The organism is Photobacterium proteolyticum (genome assembly GCF_001939735.1).
GTDB lineage: Bacteria > Pseudomonadota > Gammaproteobacteria > Enterobacterales > Vibrionaceae > Photobacterium > Photobacterium proteolyticum.
In genome coordinates this window covers 57,140-77,324 of record NZ_MJIL01000084.1, presented here as the reverse complement: position 1 = coordinate 77,324, position 20,185 = coordinate 57,140, and the positions used below count along the sequence as shown (strand labels likewise).

General features: G+C 45.2%; 21 protein-coding genes. 8 read left to right on the top strand and 13 right to left on the bottom strand.

The genetic code is table 11. The annotated features are described in order from the left end of the window. Positions 1-260 precede the first annotated feature (260 nt). Together BIT28_RS16760 and BIT28_RS16755 are read left to right on the top strand one after the other, a co-directional pair. Positions 261-539: a hypothetical protein gene (locus tag BIT28_RS16760; RefSeq protein WP_075765933.1), complete on the top strand. Its 279-nt coding sequence runs from the start codon at positions 261-263 to the stop codon at positions 537-539. Positions 540-608: 69 nt separating this feature from the next. Further along, complete coding sequence (locus BIT28_RS16755) at positions 609-1,628, top strand: adenosine deaminase (protein ID WP_075765787.1); 1,020 nt, start codon at positions 609-611, stop codon at positions 1,626-1,628. 59 nt (positions 1,629-1,687) lie between these two features. On the opposite strand, the gene BIT28_RS16750 is transcribed toward BIT28_RS16755, so the two are convergent. From BIT28_RS16750 to yhfZ, 9 genes are all read right to left on the bottom strand, one after another. Continuing rightward, positions 1,688-2,269 (bottom strand): hypothetical protein, encoded by a 582-nt coding sequence (locus BIT28_RS16750; protein ID WP_139310485.1) that lies wholly within the window; start codon positions 2,267-2,269, stop codon positions 1,688-1,690. A gap of 146 nt (positions 2,270-2,415) precedes the next feature. Further along, positions 2,416-3,741, bottom strand: a complete 1,326-nt coding sequence (locus tag BIT28_RS16745) for a PTS sugar transporter subunit IIC (RefSeq protein WP_075765783.1) — start codon at positions 3,739-3,741, stop codon at positions 2,416-2,418. Positions 3,742-3,991: 250 nt separating this feature from the next. Next, positions 3,992-5,203, bottom strand: coding sequence for a phosphopentomutase (locus BIT28_RS16740; RefSeq protein ID WP_075765781.1), 1,212 nt, complete (start codon positions 5,201-5,203; stop codon positions 3,992-3,994). Next, positions 5,196-6,374 (bottom strand): YhfX family PLP-dependent enzyme, encoded by a 1,179-nt coding sequence (locus tag BIT28_RS16735; RefSeq protein WP_075765779.1) that lies wholly within the window; start codon positions 6,372-6,374, stop codon positions 5,196-5,198. The genes BIT28_RS16740 and BIT28_RS16735 overlap by 8 nt, the downstream gene beginning before the upstream one ends. A gap of 99 nt (positions 6,375-6,473) precedes the next feature. Continuing rightward, positions 6,474-7,775, bottom strand: coding sequence for a YhfT family protein (locus BIT28_RS16730; RefSeq protein ID WP_075765777.1), 1,302 nt, complete (start codon positions 7,773-7,775; stop codon positions 6,474-6,476). A 12-nt stretch (positions 7,776-7,787) separates the two neighbouring features. After that, complete coding sequence (locus BIT28_RS16725) at positions 7,788-8,147, bottom strand: DUF2620 domain-containing protein (protein ID WP_075765775.1); 360 nt, start codon at positions 8,145-8,147, stop codon at positions 7,788-7,790. A 16-nt stretch (positions 8,148-8,163) separates the two neighbouring features. Continuing rightward, on the bottom strand, positions 8,164-9,042 hold the full coding sequence (locus BIT28_RS16720; protein ID WP_075765773.1) for a phosphotriesterase family protein: 879 nt from the start codon (positions 9,040-9,042) through the stop codon (positions 8,164-8,166). Further along, positions 9,036-9,413 (bottom strand): hypothetical protein, encoded by a 378-nt coding sequence (locus BIT28_RS16715; protein ID WP_075765771.1) that lies wholly within the window; start codon positions 9,411-9,413, stop codon positions 9,036-9,038. The genes BIT28_RS16720 and BIT28_RS16715 overlap by 7 nt, the downstream gene beginning before the upstream one ends. 40 nt (positions 9,414-9,453) lie before the next feature. Continuing rightward, on the bottom strand, positions 9,454-10,350 hold the full coding sequence (yhfZ, locus tag BIT28_RS16710) for a GntR family transcriptional regulator YhfZ (protein WP_075765769.1): 897 nt from the start codon (positions 10,348-10,350) through the stop codon (positions 9,454-9,456). 197 nt (positions 10,351-10,547) lie between these two features. Between yhfZ and BIT28_RS16705 the strand changes: the two genes are divergently transcribed. Beyond that, entirely contained in the window at positions 10,548-11,027 is a 480-nt protein-coding gene (locus BIT28_RS16705; protein WP_075765767.1) for a glutathione peroxidase, read from the top strand. Between the two features lie 178 nt (positions 11,028-11,205). Here the strand turns inward: BIT28_RS16705 and BIT28_RS16700 are convergent, their stop codons facing one another. Further along, positions 11,206-13,035: a hybrid sensor histidine kinase/response regulator gene (locus BIT28_RS16700; protein ID WP_075765765.1), complete on the bottom strand. Its 1,830-nt coding sequence runs from the start codon at positions 13,033-13,035 to the stop codon at positions 11,206-11,208. Between the two features lie 77 nt (positions 13,036-13,112). Continuing rightward, positions 13,113-14,078 (bottom strand): CHAD domain-containing protein, encoded by a 966-nt coding sequence (locus BIT28_RS16695; RefSeq protein ID WP_075765763.1) that lies wholly within the window; start codon positions 14,076-14,078, stop codon positions 13,113-13,115. A gap of 310 nt (positions 14,079-14,388) precedes the next feature. Here BIT28_RS16695 and hppD point away from each other — a divergent pair, with 310 nt between their 5' ends. Beyond that, positions 14,389-15,465, top strand: coding sequence for a 4-hydroxyphenylpyruvate dioxygenase (hppD, locus tag BIT28_RS16690; protein ID WP_075765761.1), 1,077 nt, complete (start codon positions 14,389-14,391; stop codon positions 15,463-15,465). A gap of 91 nt (positions 15,466-15,556) precedes the next feature. Here the strand turns inward: hppD and BIT28_RS16685 are convergent, their stop codons facing one another. After that, positions 15,557-16,456, bottom strand: a complete 900-nt coding sequence (locus BIT28_RS16685; protein WP_075765759.1) for a LysR family transcriptional regulator — start codon at positions 16,454-16,456, stop codon at positions 15,557-15,559. Between the two features lie 103 nt (positions 16,457-16,559). Here BIT28_RS16685 and BIT28_RS16680 point away from each other — a divergent pair, with 103 nt between their 5' ends. Then, a complete protein-coding gene (locus BIT28_RS16680) occupies positions 16,560-16,868 on the top strand; it encodes a monooxygenase (RefSeq protein WP_075765757.1) in 309 nt (102 codons plus the stop codon). 17 nt (positions 16,869-16,885) lie between these two features. Next, entirely contained in the window at positions 16,886-17,266 is a 381-nt protein-coding gene (locus tag BIT28_RS16675) for a hypothetical protein (RefSeq protein WP_075765755.1), read from the top strand. A gap of 64 nt (positions 17,267-17,330) precedes the next feature. On the opposite strand, the gene BIT28_RS16670 is transcribed toward BIT28_RS16675, so the two are convergent. Then, positions 17,331-18,377 (bottom strand): bZIP transcription factor, encoded by a 1,047-nt coding sequence (locus tag BIT28_RS16670; protein ID WP_075765753.1) that lies wholly within the window; start codon positions 18,375-18,377, stop codon positions 17,331-17,333. 426 nt (positions 18,378-18,803) lie between these two features. Here BIT28_RS16670 and BIT28_RS16665 point away from each other — a divergent pair, with 426 nt between their 5' ends. Next, positions 18,804-19,259 (top strand): acyl-CoA thioesterase, encoded by a 456-nt coding sequence (locus BIT28_RS16665; protein ID WP_075765751.1) that lies wholly within the window; start codon positions 18,804-18,806, stop codon positions 19,257-19,259. A gap of 264 nt (positions 19,260-19,523) precedes the next feature. After that, on the top strand, positions 19,524-20,177 hold the full coding sequence (locus tag BIT28_RS16660) for a hypothetical protein (protein ID WP_075765749.1): 654 nt from the start codon (positions 19,524-19,526) through the stop codon (positions 20,175-20,177). Positions 20,178-20,185 lie beyond the last annotated feature (8 nt).

Here is a 20,185-nt window from a genome sequence, read left to right as displayed (position 1 = left end):
AGTGAGTAAACTTAATGATATGGAGTCGTTTATGACTCCATATGTCAAATAAACACTGCAAATTCTCATCCCCACAAAGAATAGTTTTATCATTAAGTGCGGTGGCTCGTAGCTTGGTGAATTGCTTTTGATTTAGTCATCATTTTCTTTTTAGATAATTCATAGCGCATATCAAACTGATATTTATTCAGGCTTTCTTCACGATTTTAGCATGGTATCGCTATCTTATTTTCGTCTCATCTATTCACATGGGTAATAATATGGATGTTAACAGAGGCTGGGGGCTGATATCAATTCTTCTTGGTGTGCTTTCGTTATTATGGGGAGGTGTGTCACTGGGCGGTATGCTCGGCCAGGAGCAGGTGTTCTCGGATATGAACCAGTTTTTGGCCGCTGGCGGTGGTGATTTGCTTTCTTCATTCAGCGCAGAGCACGCCATTGCCGAAGCCAAGAATAAAAACGTGGTCATTATTTCTACCGGAATTGTGCTGTCTCTGTTTGGCATGCTCATGATGCGAGGTCAGCTTGATAAGTTTTAAGCTTAGCTAGCGCCGTCTACACTATTACTCAGGTGATCTTTCAGCGAGCGATTATCGAGAGAGGTGTGTATGGAAGGGTTTATTCGGGCGCTGCCTAAAATTGAGTTACACCTCCATATTGAAGGCACATTAAAGCCTGAAATGATGCTGGAATTGGCAAAGCGGAATCAGGTGTCTATCCCATATCAAACTATTGCAGATGTTCGTGCGGCCTATGCATTTAGCGATTTGTCAGCATTTTACGCACTGTATAGCCTGGGTGTTTCAGTACTGAAAACCGAGCAGGACTTTTATGATCTGACATGGGCGTACATAGAGCGGTGCAAAGAAGAGCATGTACTGCATACCGAGATTTCTTTTGATCCCCAGCTTCATACCCGAAGGGGCGTTGCATTTGGCACTGTGGTTAATGGCATTAGTCGAGCCCTGCAAGAAGGATGTTCAACACTGGAGATCACTAGCCGTTTGATTATGTGTTTTCAGCGGGATTTATCGCAAGAAGAGGCATTGGAGACATTGCAGCAAGCGATGCCGTATAAAGACTCCATCATTGCTGTTGGTTTAGATTCATCAGAGCCGGGAAATCCGCCCGATAAGTTTGCTCAGGTGTTTGAAAAGGCCAGACAGGCTGGCTTTCTAACCGTTGCACATGCTGGGGAAGATGGCCCTGTTGATAATATCTGGCACGTTTTGGAGCAATTACAAGTTGCCAGAATTGACCATGGTGTGCGTTGTTCTGATGATGAAAAGCTGGTCGAGCACTTGGTATCAAAGCGTATTCCGTTAACAGTCTGTCCCTTGTCGAATGTCAGGCTGGGCGTGTTTTCGGCGATGAACGAACACAATATTGCCGACCTACTTGAAAGGGGCGTATGTGTCACGATCAATTCCGATGATCCGGCTTTCTTCGATGGCTATATGATTGATAATTTCATGGCGGTTGCTAACGCGTTTAAGTTATCTAAAAAGGATATGGCCAACTTTAGCTCAAATGCCATTGAGGCGAGCTTTCTGACATCAGATGAGAAGGCGGCACTCCGTACGCGCTTGCAGCATTATTTGGATCTGAATTTTAGACCGATAATTTAAGATGCCTACCTGTGCTAGGCAGGCGTCATATACATAGTAATGTGATGGGTAACGACTTGTTACTTGTTACCAAATAGTCTTTTTAGACCGTTTTTGATCGTCTCAACTAGATTTGTCGAACTGTTATTCTTTTTAGATTCTTTACGCGCAAAGTCGATGCCAGTGTAATAGGCTCTCATGAAGCGATTTCGGTATAGCTCTGTCTTTTCCTGCCTTGTTTCGACCGACGTATCTTGATTAAGTTTTTCTGCGATTTCCACTGCATGATCATTGGCATAGCTATAATCAATGCCGGTATAACCTTGAGCCATAAACCACAGGGTTGAGATAATGGTAACTTCATCGTGGCTCAGTTCGGTGAACTTATCTGCATGTTCTGCCCCGATTTTATCACTGAACATTGCTTTTAGTTCAGCCGTTTTAGGTTCAGTGGCCTGGAAGTTATCGAGTGCCTCTTGGTGGGATTTGGTTAATAGCCCGAGTATCAAATCATGACTGGGCTTGTCTGGCCGATGCTGGCAGATCTTGTCGAATAAAGGAGCACTAATGTTCAGAAACTGATCGAGAAAAGTATGCTCGTGTTCGCTGAAATCCAGCGCGGAAAGCCCCATTTGTTGAAGCGCGTTGTGTAGTTGCGTCATGGTACCCGAGAAAAAGGATATGTCTTGCTGGTAGTATACGCATGTCGAAACATGAAAGGCAGAACCTTTTCAACGATATGGTTATCCTTGAGTTAAGGTCCTGCCGGTAAGAGATTAGATTATGTGTTTCTTCTGACCAAAACCTCTTAGGCCTCTGAAGGTTTCAGTTCAGTTGTCTCGTCAGTGCTCGCATTTTCTTCTTTTAGCAATTGCTTCTCGTGAATTTTAAAGAAGGGGTAGTAAATCACGACACTGACCACAACGCACAATACAACAACTATCGCAGCTGTACTTGAGTTGGTGGCAATGACTGCACCAATAGGTGCCGGCATTGTCCAGGGTGGAAGGGCGATGATTTTTGAAATGATTTCTGTTTTAAAAGCTAACCATACAATACTGGTGTTCACGATCGGTGAAAGCATCCAGGGAATGAAATAGTTAGGGTTCATTACGATAGGCGTACCAAAAATTACGGGCTCGTTAATATTAAATGAGCTTGGGATAATTGACATCTTGCCAATGGTTTTAAGATGGGTTGATTTAGAACGCATCATAAGAACAACAAATCCCCATGTACCGCCAGCGCCACCGACAAAGATGAAAAAGTCGAGGATCGGGTTGACGAATATCTTAGGAAGCTCTTCACCAGCGGCTAGTGCGTCTTGATTGAGTCCAAGGTTGATGATTAATATCGGATATAAAATACCACTAACGACAACGGATGAACCATGAATACCACCAAACCATAGCAGTTGAATCATAATGACAGCAAATAGACATGCAATATATGAATCTGAGGCAGAGATAAGCGGTGCAAATAAAGCCATTATTGCCGATGGAATATTTAAATCATAATTACCCAGTATTGCGTTGATTGCAGTGACAATAATGCTGATCACAATAACGGGGATCAATAAGTCAAATGATGCGGAAATTTTGGGTGGAACAGCTTCAGGAAGGTTGAGCCTGATATTCTTGGCTTTAAGGAAGCGCTGTAGCTCTGGGACGAACAAGCCGGATAAGATGGCTGTAAACGCACCGGTACCTCCCATATTGGTGATAGGCATTATGCCGCCGACATTGTCGATGAACTGCACAGGGGCAACGGCTAGCAAGAAGGTAAACATTGACAGCAAGCCAGAGTTAAGTGCTCTCAGGCCGTAGGATTCAGCAAGGCTGTAGCCAATGCTGTATGCGGCATAGATGGCAAAGATTCCCATGCTTATTTGGAAAGGAGCCAGGATGTTTTGCTGTCCTATGATGTCTATCAGTGCATGCCAGCCATCCAAAAAGAAGTTACCGTCTCCGGGAGGATAAGCCAATACCAGCAGCAGTGAGCCGACAATCAAGAACGGCATTGTAGCGACAAAACCATCCTTTATGGCGTTTATGTGGCGTTGAGAAGATATCTTTGCCGCCATGGGAGAAACTATTGTTTCTACAAAGTCCATCGTTTTTGAAAAAATAGACATGGTAGGTCCTTCTACGTTATTGGGTTATTAGTTGTTATTACACGTTCCACTATTGTTTTTCGCATATAGATATATATGCCAACTGAACAGCAAAGACGTAGTTTCATTGCATAAGCCTTTTTTATTTAAGTTTGATGACTATTTACAAATTGATTTTGATGTAATTAACGGTGTTAATATTGATCCCTTGTTATTAATATTAATTTGTTTATATAGTTCAATGTATAGTGATAAATTAGTTTCTAGTTTCCTATATTATGGATTGGCCTGATTCGGGTAATTGTGCTTTAAAGTAGCTTGAAACGCTGGCGCCGATGTCGGCCATTGTTTTTCGTTTACCTAAAGCAACGCCCTGCATTTTTAAGCTATAAAGCATTAATGGAACCTGTTCACGGGTGTGCTTGGTGTGACCGATAAAAGGGTCGTTGCCGTGATCAGCCATCACCACCAAAAGATCGTTCTGGTCCATTGTCTCTATGACGGCAGCTAATCCGCGATCGGCTTTTTCCAGAATATTCCAATATCTCTTGGGATCTTGTTGATGACCGGAGAGATCGGTTTCTTGAACGTTGGCGCAAAAGAAGCCGCTTTTATCTTTAAGATCATTGATGAGTAACTCGAATACCTGATCAGTATCGACAACAGATGTGTAAGACGTCCCGGTCTCGTTTTGGACTATATCGGCAACTTTGCCGTACAGGTAGGTGTGAATGCCAACCTTGTTTAGCTGTAAAGGGACCTGGGTATTGGCATCGACACCATACCCCAAGTGAACAACCTGAAACCCATCGTCATAGGTTCCAGAGTCAGGCGAGTTGATCCCGATATACTTTTCGATTCCGAATTCATCTGTTCTGAGTTCAATGGCGTTGAGAATATTGTCCATTGAGGGGACATAACCACCAAAGGCAATATTTCGGCTCACCGCATTGGCAGATCGTACGATTTGACCGATTTCTTTGAGCTCTTCGAAGCTAATTTGGTTGAAGTTTGCGGTCAGGTTGTAAACTTGGCCCAAGTCTGCCTCAAGGTTATCTCCAATAACAACACTGTTGCTGACCATGAGTATCTGAAGGTGTTTGACGAAGATCCTCTTAACTTGATAACCGGCGAGTTGCAATGCTTGCTCTATATCGTCGATCGATTCACTGAATGGTATTTCTAACGGGGGCTTGGGCCGGGTACCCATAATTTCCTGGTGACCCATGAAAGTGTCGCAACCGTAGTGGGCTAAGTCCGCTATCCCCCAGCTTGCCTCCGGGTTGGGAGTCATGATTGAGTTTGTTGCGTTTACGATGTTGATTAGTCCCAGCTTTTCCAAAGTAGGTAATTGTTTGAGAGGAAAGTGATTGAGTAGCTTACCAGCGGTGTTGGCACCGCAGTCTTGCGGACGAACGGTCGGTACATCAGACATTTCACCGACACCGAAGCCATCTAATACCACAACAATGAATTTAGCCATGATAAACCTCATTTCCTAGTGAATCGTATATGCCAAGCAGCTTGGGGAGTGCGCTAGAAATGCCTTCAACAAGGGCGATATCGCTACGGGTGACGAACACCTGGGTTCGAAATGCCATGACGACCGGTGTACCGACGGCGCATGCATAATCAAGTTTCAGGTGGTAATCGATATTCGAATCATCATCGTTGCTGATAGTGACGAGCTTGTCTTCGGTGCGGTTTGGCAGCTGTTCTCTTACCAAGCCTTTATCGAGCTGGCAGCGATGATAGTAGCCGCCGCCAAAGCAGTAGCTATTATTTTCGAACTGATGGGATACTTCGGTGATATACAGCATGGCAACCTTTTCAGGCTGACTCCCGTTTCTGTTCGATGGTGTCGTCCCTGTCAGGGCATGGCCGGGCTCTCCGTGGGTACCTCCAAGTTGCTTGATAAGAGGGATGGTTTCGCAGCTGGTGGAAGAGGGGCAATTGAGTTGCTCCAATTGATAACCCAGTTCGTCTGCACGTTGTTTTGCTAAACGCAGTGTGTCCATATTCGGGGTTGCCAGCGTGCTGTTTTCCTCCGCATCGTAGAGAAAGCAGGGAAAGTGCGTAAGGCCCATAATATGGACGTTTGGTAATTGGCTGACTTGCGCGATGATCTCGGCGAGTGACTCTAATGGAAACCCAGCCTCTTGATTGACGTAGAGACGGTCTGTCGAGCGATAGAACTTAAGCAGAATGTTTTGGCATCGACCTGCCTGTTGCGCGGCGAGTGATATTTCTTGTGCTTTGTCTAATGAGTATACGGTGATGACTTCAGGTTGGATGGTTGAAACAACGAAAGGTACATGATGGCTGGGCGGCTGCACCAAGTGGCCAATATGACCGATTTTCACCCCAGCCTGATGCATTGTCCGGACTTCTTTGAAATCGACACAGACAATGCCGGCATAGTCGAACTCATCAATCAGTATCTTTGCCAATACGGGGTTGCGGCCAAACTGCTTGGTCATGGCGTAAAGGCGGATTCCGTAGTTATCTGCCTGTGCTTTTATCAGCCGGGCATTTTCCCTGAACTGATCAACGTCGATCACGTAGGTATCGGGAAGGATCAAGCCACGTTCTAGCAATGTGATGGCGCTATCAATCAGAGCCGGATTTTGCTGTTTTAGCGCTGTAAGGAACATGAAATTACCTTTTTCAAGACGAGGTGAGCCAGTCCCACAAGGGCAATCAAATAATCATGACCATTTGGGGGAGTGAGACTGGCTCTGTTGACCCGGTGGTTAGAGAGCGAACAGTCCCAAAATATAGAGCAGGTTTAAAATGATACCTGTCAGTATGGCCGCCACTGCCGGTGCTGCTATCTTCAGGATTGGCCGTCCCATTACTTCGTTGAGGAAGTACAAAACGGCGAAAATGGTGAAGCCGGTTGTCTCGCCCATTTTCATTACGGCAAGGACACCACCAATTAGCAGCGCAAACTCCATGAGGGTATTCATCGAGTTCCGGATATTGTCGGACGCGTTTCGGATAGAGGGAAAACGCTCGAGAAAGTGGCCGACTTTACGTAGCAACATCACCTCAACGCAGATTGTCAGTGCGCCAAGTATGGCTGCGACTGGAATATTGGGTGAAAGGTAGCCGACGACAAAGACGAAGGTCATACCGACTACGCCGTAGACCCCTGTTGCCAGAGCGGTGGTAGCAATCAGCGGGATGAAGCCAAGTCCCCGCATAAACTCAGAGAGCGCGACCTGCTTGATAGCACTATCTTGCTCGAGAGGATCGGCAATCTTGTAGGCATCGGCCAGGGAATAAATGGATACCTCCGAGCCTGCGAAGATCCCTGCATTGGTGATAATGGCGATCAATGCCCCTGTTGCTGCCAGCAAGGGCAGGTTTTTTACGATGCGCTTGGTGCGCTCTTCGAACAGGCTATGCATACCGGACATATCAGGCGGGTTAATGCCGTTCTTTTTATCCGTGATGTCTTTGTTGATAGCAATACCGACCAGCATCAGCATACCGACAAAGATTTGGATAGATTCGGGATAAATACCAGTATATTTCATCACAAGCAAGCGTGATACCAGAATAACGACACCCGCTAACGCCCCGGCTTTCCAACCGAACTGATAGAAGATGGCTAGCAAAGGGAAAAGAGCAAAGGCAGACATAACGGGTGTGCCGAGTTCGCCTAATGCGCCCAGTGCATCGATAGGTAACCCGGTCAGGACGGCATTAACCCCGCTCAGTGAAGTTACCACCAGTATGCCCCATAGACCGCCTGCCAGTGCCGCAAGTAGCCTGCTTCCGATCATAACGCCGAGAATATCGGTCGGGAGAAAAAGCAGCCATGGGTTTAGCAGGCCGGTTGACAGGGTAAACGAGATCCCGACAGAAGCAACAAAGCCAATCGACAGGCCGAAGGCGACAGAGCCTGCATCACGGCGTGTCATATAGCCCTCGACCAGTTGCGGCAAGATGGGGCGGATCCCATCATGAAAGACAGAGGCGCTCATGTTGGCAATCAGTGCCGTCATGGCGCAGAGTATGGCGACCAGGCCTAAGTTCATGATATCCATATTCTTGCCCTATCAGTTGTTAGCAAGTGCTGAGACGAGAATGGGGACAGCATGTTCGACATGCTCGACCGATAAGCCAAAGGCAACTTTTCCTTCGGCGACGAAACGCTGTACTTCACCTTCTTTGGCTCGTATTGCCGGCTTGGCAATGGTGCAGCTCTGGTTAAACCCGATAATGGCTATCGCGATGGAGAGTGCGGCGCCAGCCCCTGTATTACAACAGCCGATATAGTAGTCAAGCTCACCGGCCTTCACTTTCATTGCCGCATCCATATCGTTGAGGATGAAGCACTCGAATTGGTCCGGTGCTGCGATATTGATTTGTTCTTTTATTTGCTCACGTTGAAGGCCTGCAATACCAATCTTTTTCATAGGAATAACCTTTTGTTTAACCGAATAGTGAGTAGGGAGCATGTTTGAGCATGGCGTCTATTTCCTTCTGGCTTATGCCGTTGTTCCGAAGCATTGGAATGAAGGTGTCGATCAGATAACAAAAACCCAATCCGCCATTTTGTTTTAAGTGAGAGCGACGGGTGATATCCATGGATAGCATCACCCGTTCGAGTAAACCGTATTCGGACAATGCCTTGAGCATTGCTACACGCTTGGTGTCGGGGTAATAACTGTTTTTGCCAATCGTATCGAATTGAACGAAACAGCCCTGATCAAGCAGCCAGAGAATATCGTCGAGATTATCTTTTAAATCACAGTGGCCAATGGTGACTTTTTCCATATCGACGCTGTAGCCCTTAAGTAGTTCAATTTGGTGCCTTCCCATAGTGCTCATCGACTGGTGGGTCGAAATTGGTCTGCCCGTTTCATAGTGTGCCATTGCTGCGGCTTTGAAGACTTTTTGCTCAGTATCTGTAAAGCGGTTCTCACTACTGCCAATTTCCCCGATGACACTGGCCTTGAGGTGGCTACCGTTGATACCGACAACGATTTCTCTGACCATTTCTTTGCAGATCGTTTGAGCAGATTGCGAGTACAATGGCGTAGGAAAGAAGCCATCAATGTAGTAACCAGTTGAAAGAACAACGTTAATACCTGTGTCGCGGATTAAATTTTCAATAAATTGAGGATTTCTACCCATAAAAGAATTTGTCACTTCGATGATGTTATATACACCGGCGTGGATTAAATCATGCATCTCGTCGCGAAGAAGCTCGTATTGGTCGAGTCGACAGTCGATATCCCCTTTTTGCAAAGAGAGATCGATGTGCAGGTGCTCGTGGCAATAGGTATAACCGTCGGCGTTGATTAGCATGCTTCTTCCTCAAACTGATTGGCGTAGAAGAGCGAAAATAAATTACTGATTAAAAAGGAATTCTCTGCCTCGGGAACCGCGACAATATCATAAAATGTCAACGTGGCGAGATTGAGTGCCGATATTTGTTCATATGCGCCATCCTGGTAGATTTCGCCGAGGAGTTCTGGATCCAACCCCTCTGAAATAGGCTCCCCGGCAGTGATGCGATCGATAGCCCTTGCCAGATGCGTCATTGCCATTTGGAATTGCTCATTACGAGTGTCGATATTCAGGTGCCCGGCAAGAAACTGTGCAGCCTCGAGTGTCCCTGTATAGGCATGTTGGGTTATAACATCAGCTTGCCTTAACAATGCGAGTCGTTCCTTCATAGCAACCTCTACTATCTATTGAGCCATACACAGGTAGTGCTTAGTAACTCGGGGTAATCATTCCTTTTACGACCTTCTGTTGGTGGTCCAGTAACTCGGGAATATTGATGAGCTTTCGAAGCAGTGCATTGATATGTGTTGCATCACCGCGTACTAACATCACAGCATCTGAAGCCAGGTTACATTGCTCGATATGGCCCAGTGATTTTTCCGTAAGACCATACTTCTTCATGTCGATGGCTTCCGGCAGCCAGACAACAGCATCTATTTCACCGTTAACTAAGTGAGTAAGGCTATCGGCATAATTGATTTCTACAACCTCGACAGGTGAATTTTCAAATGCCAGTGTCGTAAGTACTTTTTGATCCGGTGAGTCGGGGTCAACACCGACACGTTTAATGGCATCATATTCACCTGTTCGATAAATCAACCTATGTTCGTGGGAGTAAGAGTTTTTACCAAGGTCGATGGCGGTTACAAAGCCGTCTGAATAGGTTTGTGCAGCCAGCTTGGACATGATTGCAATGTCATAGGTGCCTGCTTTTAAACATTCGGCTCGAACGTCTGCACCTCGCATATGGGCAAAGTACAGCGGTAGGTCACCAATTTGTTTCTTTAGTCCGCTGGCAAGTCCTTCATAGTGCTTGGTATAGGGCAGCGGCATGGCACAAACAACATGTAAAAATCCGGCAAGCTTGACCAGAGCCTGATAGTTTAGTTGAGAGATAAAGGTGCCATTTCTTCCTTGTTTGGATAACGCGACAGCGTCTTGTTTTTCAATGGTGATCAGCGCTTTTTGAATAAAACCGACAGACACACCGATCTCTTCAGATAAAGAGTCTATAGTTCTCAGTCTGTCATTGACTGAGGTTGTCATTAAGTACCGGGCAACGTTGATGATCGCCGCGCCTTCTTTACTGATGTACTGTGCTGTCATAATGTCGTTATTTTATCTTCAATATTTTGAATGTTTAATTTAGCAGCAGCAGTGGTTTATTTATAGTGAGGTAAATTAAATATGCGATCAGGTTCTTAAATTAAAATTAGAATAATAATTCTAATCTGATCTGATAAGTTACTACGTATAAGTGCTAGCATCAGAGTGATGGGCAAGGTAGCCAATGGAGATTCAAAATGACAACGTTTTACGACCTCTCTGCTAATTCGATCCGGGGTGAGCAGATTTCAATGAGTGATTACGCCGGTAAAGTGGTGTTAGTTGTTAATACGGCCAGTGAATGTGGCTTTACGCCTCAATACCAGGGACTGCAAGACTTATACGCCAAGTACAAAGATCAAGGACTGGTTATTTTAGGTTTTCCGTGTAATCAGTTTGGCGGTCAGGAGCCGGGTGCCAATGATGAAATAGCTGAAGCCTGTCAGATTAACTATGGCGTTGATTTTCAGATGTTCGAGAAGGTGGATGTGAACGGCCCGGATAGCCATGAAGTGTTCCAATATTTGAAAAGGGCGCTGCCTGGGTTGTTGGGGCAGAAAGTGAAGTGGAACTTCACCAAGTTTTTGATCAGCCGAGACGGCAAGCCAATGAAGCGTTATGCGCCGACCAAAGCGCCGGAGTCGATTGAAGGTGATATCAAAAGAGCCTTGGGTTGATTGTGATTCATTGCTAAATTGCTAATAGCTTATCTCTGGAAGCCTGATCTAGTCAGGCTTTTTTACTTTCCCTATATATACCCCAGCTACCTCAAGATGCTCGTTTCAGCGAGAATTACTTGGGGTGTGGCCGGGCCGTGCAGGCTAGGCACCAATTAGAAAATCTAGTGGCTCTAAATTAATAATGTATATCAATGTTGGAGCTAGCAACGGCTTTTTGAATAGCCAGATATAAGTCATCCATTTTAATAGGTTTGGAAATAACATCTTCAAATCCCTTATTGAGGTAGTATTTGATATCACTCTGTTGGGCATTTGCTGTTACAGCGAGAATAGGCAGCTCTGGTCTGGATTGTTTAATGTATTGACATGCGGTCACACCATCCATTATCGGCATCTGAATGTCCATTAAGACCAGTTGAGTATCATTAGAGACTGAATCCAGTGCTTCTTGTCCGTTATTAGTGATTGCAGGGGAAATACCAATACTCTTAAGAAGTTTACTTATGATGAACTGATTCACTTTGTTGTCCTCTACCACAAGAACATCTAGGTTTTTTAGTGAATCAAGATAATCAGGCTTACATGTTGTATCTGGTTTCGTTGCCACTTCTTTGGAGATTGTCAGGTTAAGTTTCAGAGTAACTTTGGTCCCCATGTTCGGTTCACTTGAAACATGTATTTTTCCACCCATAAGCTCCACAAGCGCTTTAACGATAGACATCCCCAAGCCTGTGCCGCCATAAACGCGCGTGATTGAACTGTCACCTTGTTCAAATTCGTTAAATAACTTGGCTTGTGTTGAATGGTTCATCCCGATTCCGGTGTCGGTAATTTCTATGAATATTACCTCCGGGGTAGTTTGTTCTTTTACGGTAAGAGAGACGGTGCCGCTGTGAGTAAATTTTACGGCATTGTTGAGAAGGTTAAAGATTATTTGTTTCAGGCGTAATCCATCGCAGAATCGATTTGGGTAGCTTATCCTCTGAGATAAATGGAACTTGATGCCTTTGGCATTGCATTCTTGAGTGTAGATCTGTTGAACAGAAGCGAACAAAGCGCTGAGGTCATACTCTTCTGCATTGAGGGTGTATTTGCTTGATTTTAGTTTGGAGAAGTCCAGGATATCGTCAACTAGCCTCACTAGCATGTCGCTACATGATATTGCATTGTTAACCAGCAACAGCGCCTCTTCGTTTACTTTCTTATACTTAATCAGTTGTAGGCTGCCATGTATGCCATTGATAGGTGTTTTGAGTTCATGGGAGATTTTCGCAAGCAGTTCAGATTTTGCATTATTTGCTGAGTCCAATTCAAAGGCTAACGCTTCGAGTTCTTGCACTTTGTTGTTTAATTCATCAATTTTTGAGCGAATTAAAGCTTCTGTTTTCTTGTTGTAAGAATAGAAGTAGATAACCAGTGAAAAAAACAAAATTGAGAGTAAAAACGCTGAACTGAGTAGCCAGTTTTTGGTTTTGGTAATCTTTTGTAAGATGACTACCTCATTGTGGTGTATGGCATTTTGTAGTGCTTGGTGTACATACTCTTCGTATTCGGCTTTTAATTCAAAGTACTTATCATTTAATAGTAAAGATTGAGCATCAGTGAAGCGTTGGCTTTTGACTAACTCGATAGCGTTCATTTCTATCGCAATAAGCTGGTCATTAGTTATTGAAGTGGCTTGAATAGCATCTTTTACTTTTGGCTCTAGAGACTGTACCACTTCTAATGTGTTGTCTAAATTTTCTGCCGTGAGCAAATAACGTTTTTCCCAATCAGCATTTTGGGTGAATGCGTACATTCGGGCAGACATGGTTAATACTTCGTCAAAGTAAATGATGTCTTGAGTTGCCTGTTTAACCGCTAGGAGGTGCTTGTCTAGGGTATTTCTCTCTTGAAGATTAATGACCAGAAACGGGATGAGCGAGATTACACTAAACCCCAGGATGCATATCAAGGTAATGATATAGATTTTTAGTTTTTTCACCTTGTTTAGGTCTTGAGGCATAAGGTGCATCCAGTGGTAATTCAATTGGTTTCATTTGCGAGTATAGTTCAACAATATGAATTATCACGAAAAAATAGCTATTTCTTAGGAGAGTAGATTTTATAGCTTTCAACGTTATCGGGCTGGGTAAACAATGCGATTTTGGTAATAACTTGTTGTTTTGATTTGATATGGTGTCGCTGAGATATCTCTTTGAGTTGGGTGACTGCCTTATAGTGGTGGGTACTTGTTTTCTTACCAAGGAGGTAGTGCTCGAAAAATTGTATCTGTACCGAAGAGTCATTGAACTCACCGAGTTCATCTTGCAGTTGTTTTAAACATTTTATCTGCTTTTTACGGGCTTTAGGCGGCAGGATAGGGGCAAAGTATTCGAGTAGGTACCTGAGTTTCTTGCAGCGAATTCTTAGTCGGTGTATGGCATTGTCAGTACTATTGCTATCGAGTTGGTTGCAGAGTGACAGTGTTCCCTGAAAGTGGCGCCAAATGACTAGATGGCCAAACTCCCGGCTATTGATATGTCCTTTTTCTGTTTGGTGACTTTCCATTTCGGCCAGCAAGCCTTGAATAAGAGTACATTGCTGTTCATAGTTTTCTGTTTTCAGCCATTTCTTTAGTTCCTTGAAAGCTTTTTGCCGTTCGTCTTGCAGCTCGTCGATAAACCTTATCAGCCCCTGGTGGTGAGAGTGGTCCAGGCAGACAAAATACTCATCCATCTTGAACAGAAAGATATCGAGATCCCTCAGGAGGTTGGTCTTTTGCATCATGGTTTTGAGTTCATTGTTGAGCATGGCTTTTGGGCGAGGCTCGAACAAGGCCTTGAGCAAGCTGATTAGCGTCCTGCAACGGCGAAGTGCTACTCGGTACTGGTGAAGAAACTCGATATCATCGTCACGGATAATACCTTTTTCATGCCGTAATGCATGGAGATATTCATTATTGAGAAAATGGAAAGTGGGTAGGTATATTTCAGCTGAGGCCGACAGCTTTATTTTAGGGTTAACTCTTTTGGGTAGTTTTAACTGATCTCTCTTATTAACGTTCATTCCTTCACCTCTTTAACAAAGCTTAGTTGTTGTTGCAGAGGAATGGCGTAAAGCTTTCGAAACTGCTAGCTGGGTTGCAAAAAATATAAATAATCTTGTTACCAATATTATCTGGCAACTTTTTATTCTTTACCTTGCTAAAGACTTAAGTTGCATATTGTCAATCTGAGTTTACGAAATTGATTTACATTTGCGTAACATTTTTCGCCCGGGAAATGTCTCATCATTTCGCCAGAAATGCTAATCCTATTAGTAAGCGCCGGATCTCCTGAAACACGGCAGCTGAAGACATACAGTGAGGATAATACGGATGAGCAAGATGATTGATAATCCAATGGGCACGGACGGCTTTGAATTTGTGGAATACACCGCACCCACCCCAGAGGGTATTGCAAATTTGAAAAACCTTTTTCGCTTAATGGGGTTTGCCGAGGTCGCCAAGCACAAGCACAAGTCGGTGTGGCTGTATCGACAGGGCGATATTAATTTTATTGTTAATGGTGAGGCTCATTCTCAGGCGTCAGGTTTTGCAGGTATACACGGTGCCAGCGTGAATGCCATGGCGTTTCGCGTGGCTGACTCTAGTCAGGCACTTGCTTATGCGGTTGAGAAAGGTGCCACGGCGTGTGCGCCTCAGGCGGGACCGATGGAGCTGAACATTCCTGCTATCTATGGTATCGGCGAGTCACTGATTTATCTGGTTGACCGCTATGGCGAGCACGATATCTACGACATTGATTTTGACTACTATCCCGATTACAAAGAGCGGATGGCAGCGCTGGATGCAGGGCTGGAGGTTATTGATCATCTAACCCATAACGTTAAGCGCGGTAATATGGATTTGTGGGCAAGTTTCTATGAAAAAATAGCCAACTTCCGTGAAATACGCCACTTCGATATCAAAGGTAAAATGACCGGTTTGCTCTCGCGGGCCATGACGGCACCGTGCGGCAAAATCCGGATCCCAATTAACGAGTCAAGTGATGACAAGTCCCAGATCGCCGAGTATCTGGACCAATACAATGGTGAAGGTATTCAGCATATTGCCTTGAGTACCGAAAATATCCTGGCGACAGTCGAAAAGCTCAAGCAGGGTGGGCTGGGGTTCATGGACACCCCTGATACCTATTATGAGGGCATCAATAAGCGGGTTCCCGGTCACCATGAAGATGTGGCTAAGCTCAATGAGCTGAAAGTTCTGATTGATGGTGATGAGACCGGTATTTTGTTGCAAATATTCACAGATACCGTTATCGGACCTGTCTTCTTTGAAATTATACAGCGTAAAGGGAATGAGGGATTTGGTGAAGGTAACTTCCAGGCCTTGTTTGAATCTATAGAGCTAGACCAGATCCGTCGCGGTGTGTTGGATGCCAGCGATAAGTAATGGCAGTTGAGATTAGCTGTTGCATTGGGCAGGCGGATAGTAATCCTCCTGTCCAATGTGTTTTTGGTAATAGCGTTATTAGCCAACCTGATTAGCTGCCAAGACGCTTTGAAGCATGGGCGAGCAGAAGATCGTACAGATCGCGAGCAGCTGGACCGGTTTTGGCACCTTTGGGCAGAGTAATATGAAGCGGCACCTGATAGCGCTGCGCCCCTTCAATTGACAGCTTCACGATATCATCACAATTCATCTCGTTGACCATATGCTCTGGCAGACGGCAAAACCCCAAACCGTTGACAACAGCGCGCCAGGCATGGTCAAAATTATCTACAGTTATGCGCTGCTGGGATTTAAGCCAACCAACGTTTTGCTTTTCCTGCTCAGGATCGACGCCAAGATCTCTGATGACGATTTGGGTTTCGGTAGTCATGTCACTGAAACAAAGGTTGTCTTTTTGTGCCAGTGGATGCTTTTGGGCAGCAACGGGCACCATAGTAACGATACCGAAGGCATCTGCCGGATAATTGATAACTGGAAGATTGATAATAGCCACGTCGGATTTCTCTGAGACCACAGCGTCAGTGGTACCTGATAGCGATGTTTCAACCACCTGAATCGAGGTGTTTTTGTTTTGCACAAAAAACTCGGATAAGGGCTGATATAGCCATTCCCGGCAGCATAAATGATCGATTGATACCGTGATTTCAGACTCTACCCCCATGGATAGCTGGTTACTGATTAGTTCAAGATCACGGGCCTGTTCAAGCATGGAGGTTGCTCTGCGAAGTAAAGACTGGCCATCGTCAGTCAGTACTGCTCGTCGTCCTTTTACCTGAACGAGTGAAATATCCAGCTGCTCTTCGAGTTTTCTGATCGCGTAGATCAGCGTGGTATGGCTTTTGTTTAGCTGGGTTGCAGCAGCCTGAATACTCCCCGAGCGGTTGACTTCATATAAGGTGAGCCATTGTTCTAAGGTAGTTTTAAGTCTCATTGGTCAATTTTTTGCACAGTAAGTGGGGAAACTTTGAACTTTTCTGTTCAATTTTTGCTGATTATGATTATTGCACATACCGAAGAGAGTGGAGTACTAAATTATGCGTAAGTTGCTACAGGTCGATTTTACTTTTCAGGGCCCTTTTGGTGAGGAGATGTCAGCACTGCTGAAAGAGTTGGCAGAATCGATTAATCAAGAGCCGGGAATGATTTGGAAAATCTGGACAGAGAATGCACAGACTCAGCAGGGTGGAGGGGTTTATCTATTCGAAGATGAGCAGAGTGCCCTCGCTTATCTGGAAATGCATACAGCTCGGTTGCAGCAAATGGGCATTACCGATGTCAGAGGTATTGTGTTTGATATAAACGAGCCTTTGTCACTGATAAACAAAGGTCCGATCGACAAGTAATGGCCGGGAGTAGTGAGATGAACAGTAAAACATTCCTGACGGTACATGCTGCAATTTATGGTGTTTTTGCACTGGCTTTGTTTTTTGTACCCGCTTTGATGTGGCCGATGTACGGCGTTGAACTCAATGACCAATATGCACTTTTTCTGTCGCAGCATAACAGTATTTTCCTGGGTGGAATCGCAGCGATCAGTTTTTTGCTTCGTGAGATTGAGCAGGGCTTAGTGGCGAAAAAGTTGTTTAAGGGCTTGTTGGTTACCAACCTGCTAGGTGTCGTGATTACCTTGTATGCGTGTTTTACTGGTGTTTTTGCTGGATTTGGCTGGAGTGATCCTGCGTTTTTTGCTCTGCTGTCTTTCCTAAGCTATGCACAGTACAAGAAAGTACAGCTTGGCTAATACGCTCATATATAACAAAGCCCGCAGTAGCAATACTGCGGGCTTTGGATGTTGCGGAGAAGTGTTAGCTTTCTGTTACACCATGCCATTGGTAATGGTTATTGGGCTTCTTGCTCACAATCCCTTCCTCGAGTAGTTGCTTGAAGATGTCATCCACTTCCTCGTTGTTGATCTTAAGAAATCGGGTGACAGCTCGCTTGGTGCAGTTAACCTGGTTAGAACTCAAGGCTTCAATCGCTTTCTCATAAGGGCTCTTTGGCAGTTCGGGTTCGACTTCCTGTACTGCAGTAGGCTCGGCTTCATTACTGGTTTCCATTGTATTGGTAAGCAGCTCAGGCTCTTTGGGCTCTGCCGATTCGAACGCATCGATAGTGATTGGGTTGACGCGGCGGAATTGGTTCCTGAAACGAAGCTCCTCGCCAATTAATCCGACAAAGAAAGCCGCGAAGAAATCTAATAGCACAGACAGGAAGATGACCAAACCTAATTGTGCTGTTTGCGTTTTTACATTGAGCGACTTAGCCAAACTGTCGATAAGGCCAATGACTGACCCCTGATTAACTACCGGCAGGCTGTCTCGCTCTGCTGCAAGGGCTTGCTGTTGGCGGCGCAGTTGCTCATTTTCTTTCTGGATCCGGGCGACACCCGTTGCGATTCGCTCCATCTGGATGTATTTTTCGGCAGCGATATTGTTGAGCTCGATTTGTTTCTCAATTGCGTCAATTTGCATGTTGTATGTGCTGATCTTGCTTTGCTGAACATTGACATGCCCTTGCGCCTTGTTGGTGGCGCTGTTGATCCCGCCTACTGAGCCGCCAATAGAGATAGCAGCAAGGACGGCATAGAAGGCAAAAGCAGAGAAGGCACCGGTATAGTTGCGGCGGGCGCGGCGCTCTCCAAATTCATACCAGGCAAAGAATTTTCCCAGCTCGAAAATGACCGCGAGGCCGCCAAACAGTAGTTGCATCACTGGATTTTCGTCAATGGAGAGGAAAAGAAGCAGCGAAAAGATGATGGAAGCAAAAATGGATGCGCCGGTGAAACTGTATACCGTCCACATCGCGAACGTTCCTTTCGGGAACCGCACCGGTAGATTGTTGTTGTAAAGCATATAACAGTGTCTTTAACTATGAGCGCCATTGCTCATGTTTAACCCGTCGGCTTTAGCCGCTGGGCAATAAAAAAAAGGTGGCTAAGCATACCCTAAAACAAGGTGTTAGCCCTTATTAAATAAGGCCTCCGCACGTTTTTCGACGGATTTTTACACTGAGCTTTCATAACTGAAGAAAAGTTCGTCAACTGTTGGTTGTGGGGAATAACTAATACGTCATTTTAGTGCTACTAAGACCTGCCAGCCTGAAGTGATCACTTGTCGGAAAGGTTTGAATACAGTGGTGAATTCAAGATGATATTTGCTTAAATGTTGCTATATTGTTAGTGCGGGGTTAGATTAAAAGCTCTATGGCCGGACTGTAGTGAATAGAATAGTAGTTGTATCGGGCGGGACGGCATCATCACCATAACGCAAGGAGCACGCATGAAAGACCTGCTGAAAGGATACCCAGTGATCACTGAGATCCCGGTGGCTTGGGGAGAAATGGACGCACTTAATCACGTAAACAATGTCGTCTATTTCCGCTACCTCGAAACCGCACGCATTGAGTACTTCCGAGAGGTCGCCTTGATGGAGGAGATACAACATACAGGTATTGGCCCGGTTCTGGGTGAAACTAGCTGCCGCTACAAGTTGCCGGTGACGTATCCGGATACGCTATATGTCGGTAGCCGGGTTTCCGAACTCAAGGAAGATCGGTTCACCATGGAATACGAGATCGTCAGCAAGAAGCTCGGGGCGGTAACGACGTCAGGGAAAGCAAAAGTGGTCATGTTCAACTTCAAAACCAACCAAAAAGCCAATTTGTTACCTTCGCTAGTTGAAGCCATTGAAAGCATTGAGTCGCGCGTTTCGGCCGAGCAGGTAACGGTTGAGTAATTCTCACTGAAAGACCTTGAGACTGTTCGGGTATCAATGCGGCAGCTTACGTTGCCGCATTGGTTGCAAAAAATTATCTAACCTTTCCTTTCACTTCCCTTTTACTTTGTCTTCTATACTGTTTTTCTTTCGCTCTATAGCGTGACAGTTCGGTCGCGTTTTACTTCGTTTCGCTCTCTGGTTTTGCAATTTGTCGCATTGATACACGCCGTTTAATCCCCGTGTTTACTATCGAGACAAATATCAACGTAAATGGAGAGACACATGATTCAGATAATTGCCAAAAAGTTACGGGTGGTGTTAGTCAGCACTTTGTTATTGGTACCGAGCTTTGTCCAGGCAAGTGAAATCGAAGCCATTATCAACCTGTACAATCAGGCTGCTTCAGGGGATGAAGCTAAAGTCGAAACGGTATACCAGCAACTTGAGAACCTGATTGAGGCTGAAGGGCCACAGCCGCTGACAATGGTTTATTTAGGCGGCACTGAAACATTAAAAGGTCGTGATGCCTGGATGCCCTGGAACAAGATGAAATATGTCGAGCAGGGGCTAGCCAAGATTGATAAGGGGCTGGATATGCTTGATGCCAATCCGCTTTCTCTTGCCGATCAGCGGGTGATCTCTGGTATTCATGAGTACTATCTGGCACAGGCTATCTCGGCCTCAACATTCACTCTGCTACCTGACATGTTTAACTACTTCGAGCGTGGTTACGACATTTACCTTTCTTTGCTGGAGCAGCCGGAATTTGCAAAGGAACCCTTTGCAGCGACTGCCTGGATATATGGCTTTGCTGTGCAGGCGGCAATTCGGGCAGAAGATATGCCACAGGCGAGAAACTGGCTTGCGCAAATGCAGCAACAGGACGCCAATCATCCGCAAACGCTTAAGGCTATTGATTTGGTCAATCAGGGCTGAGGGGGAAA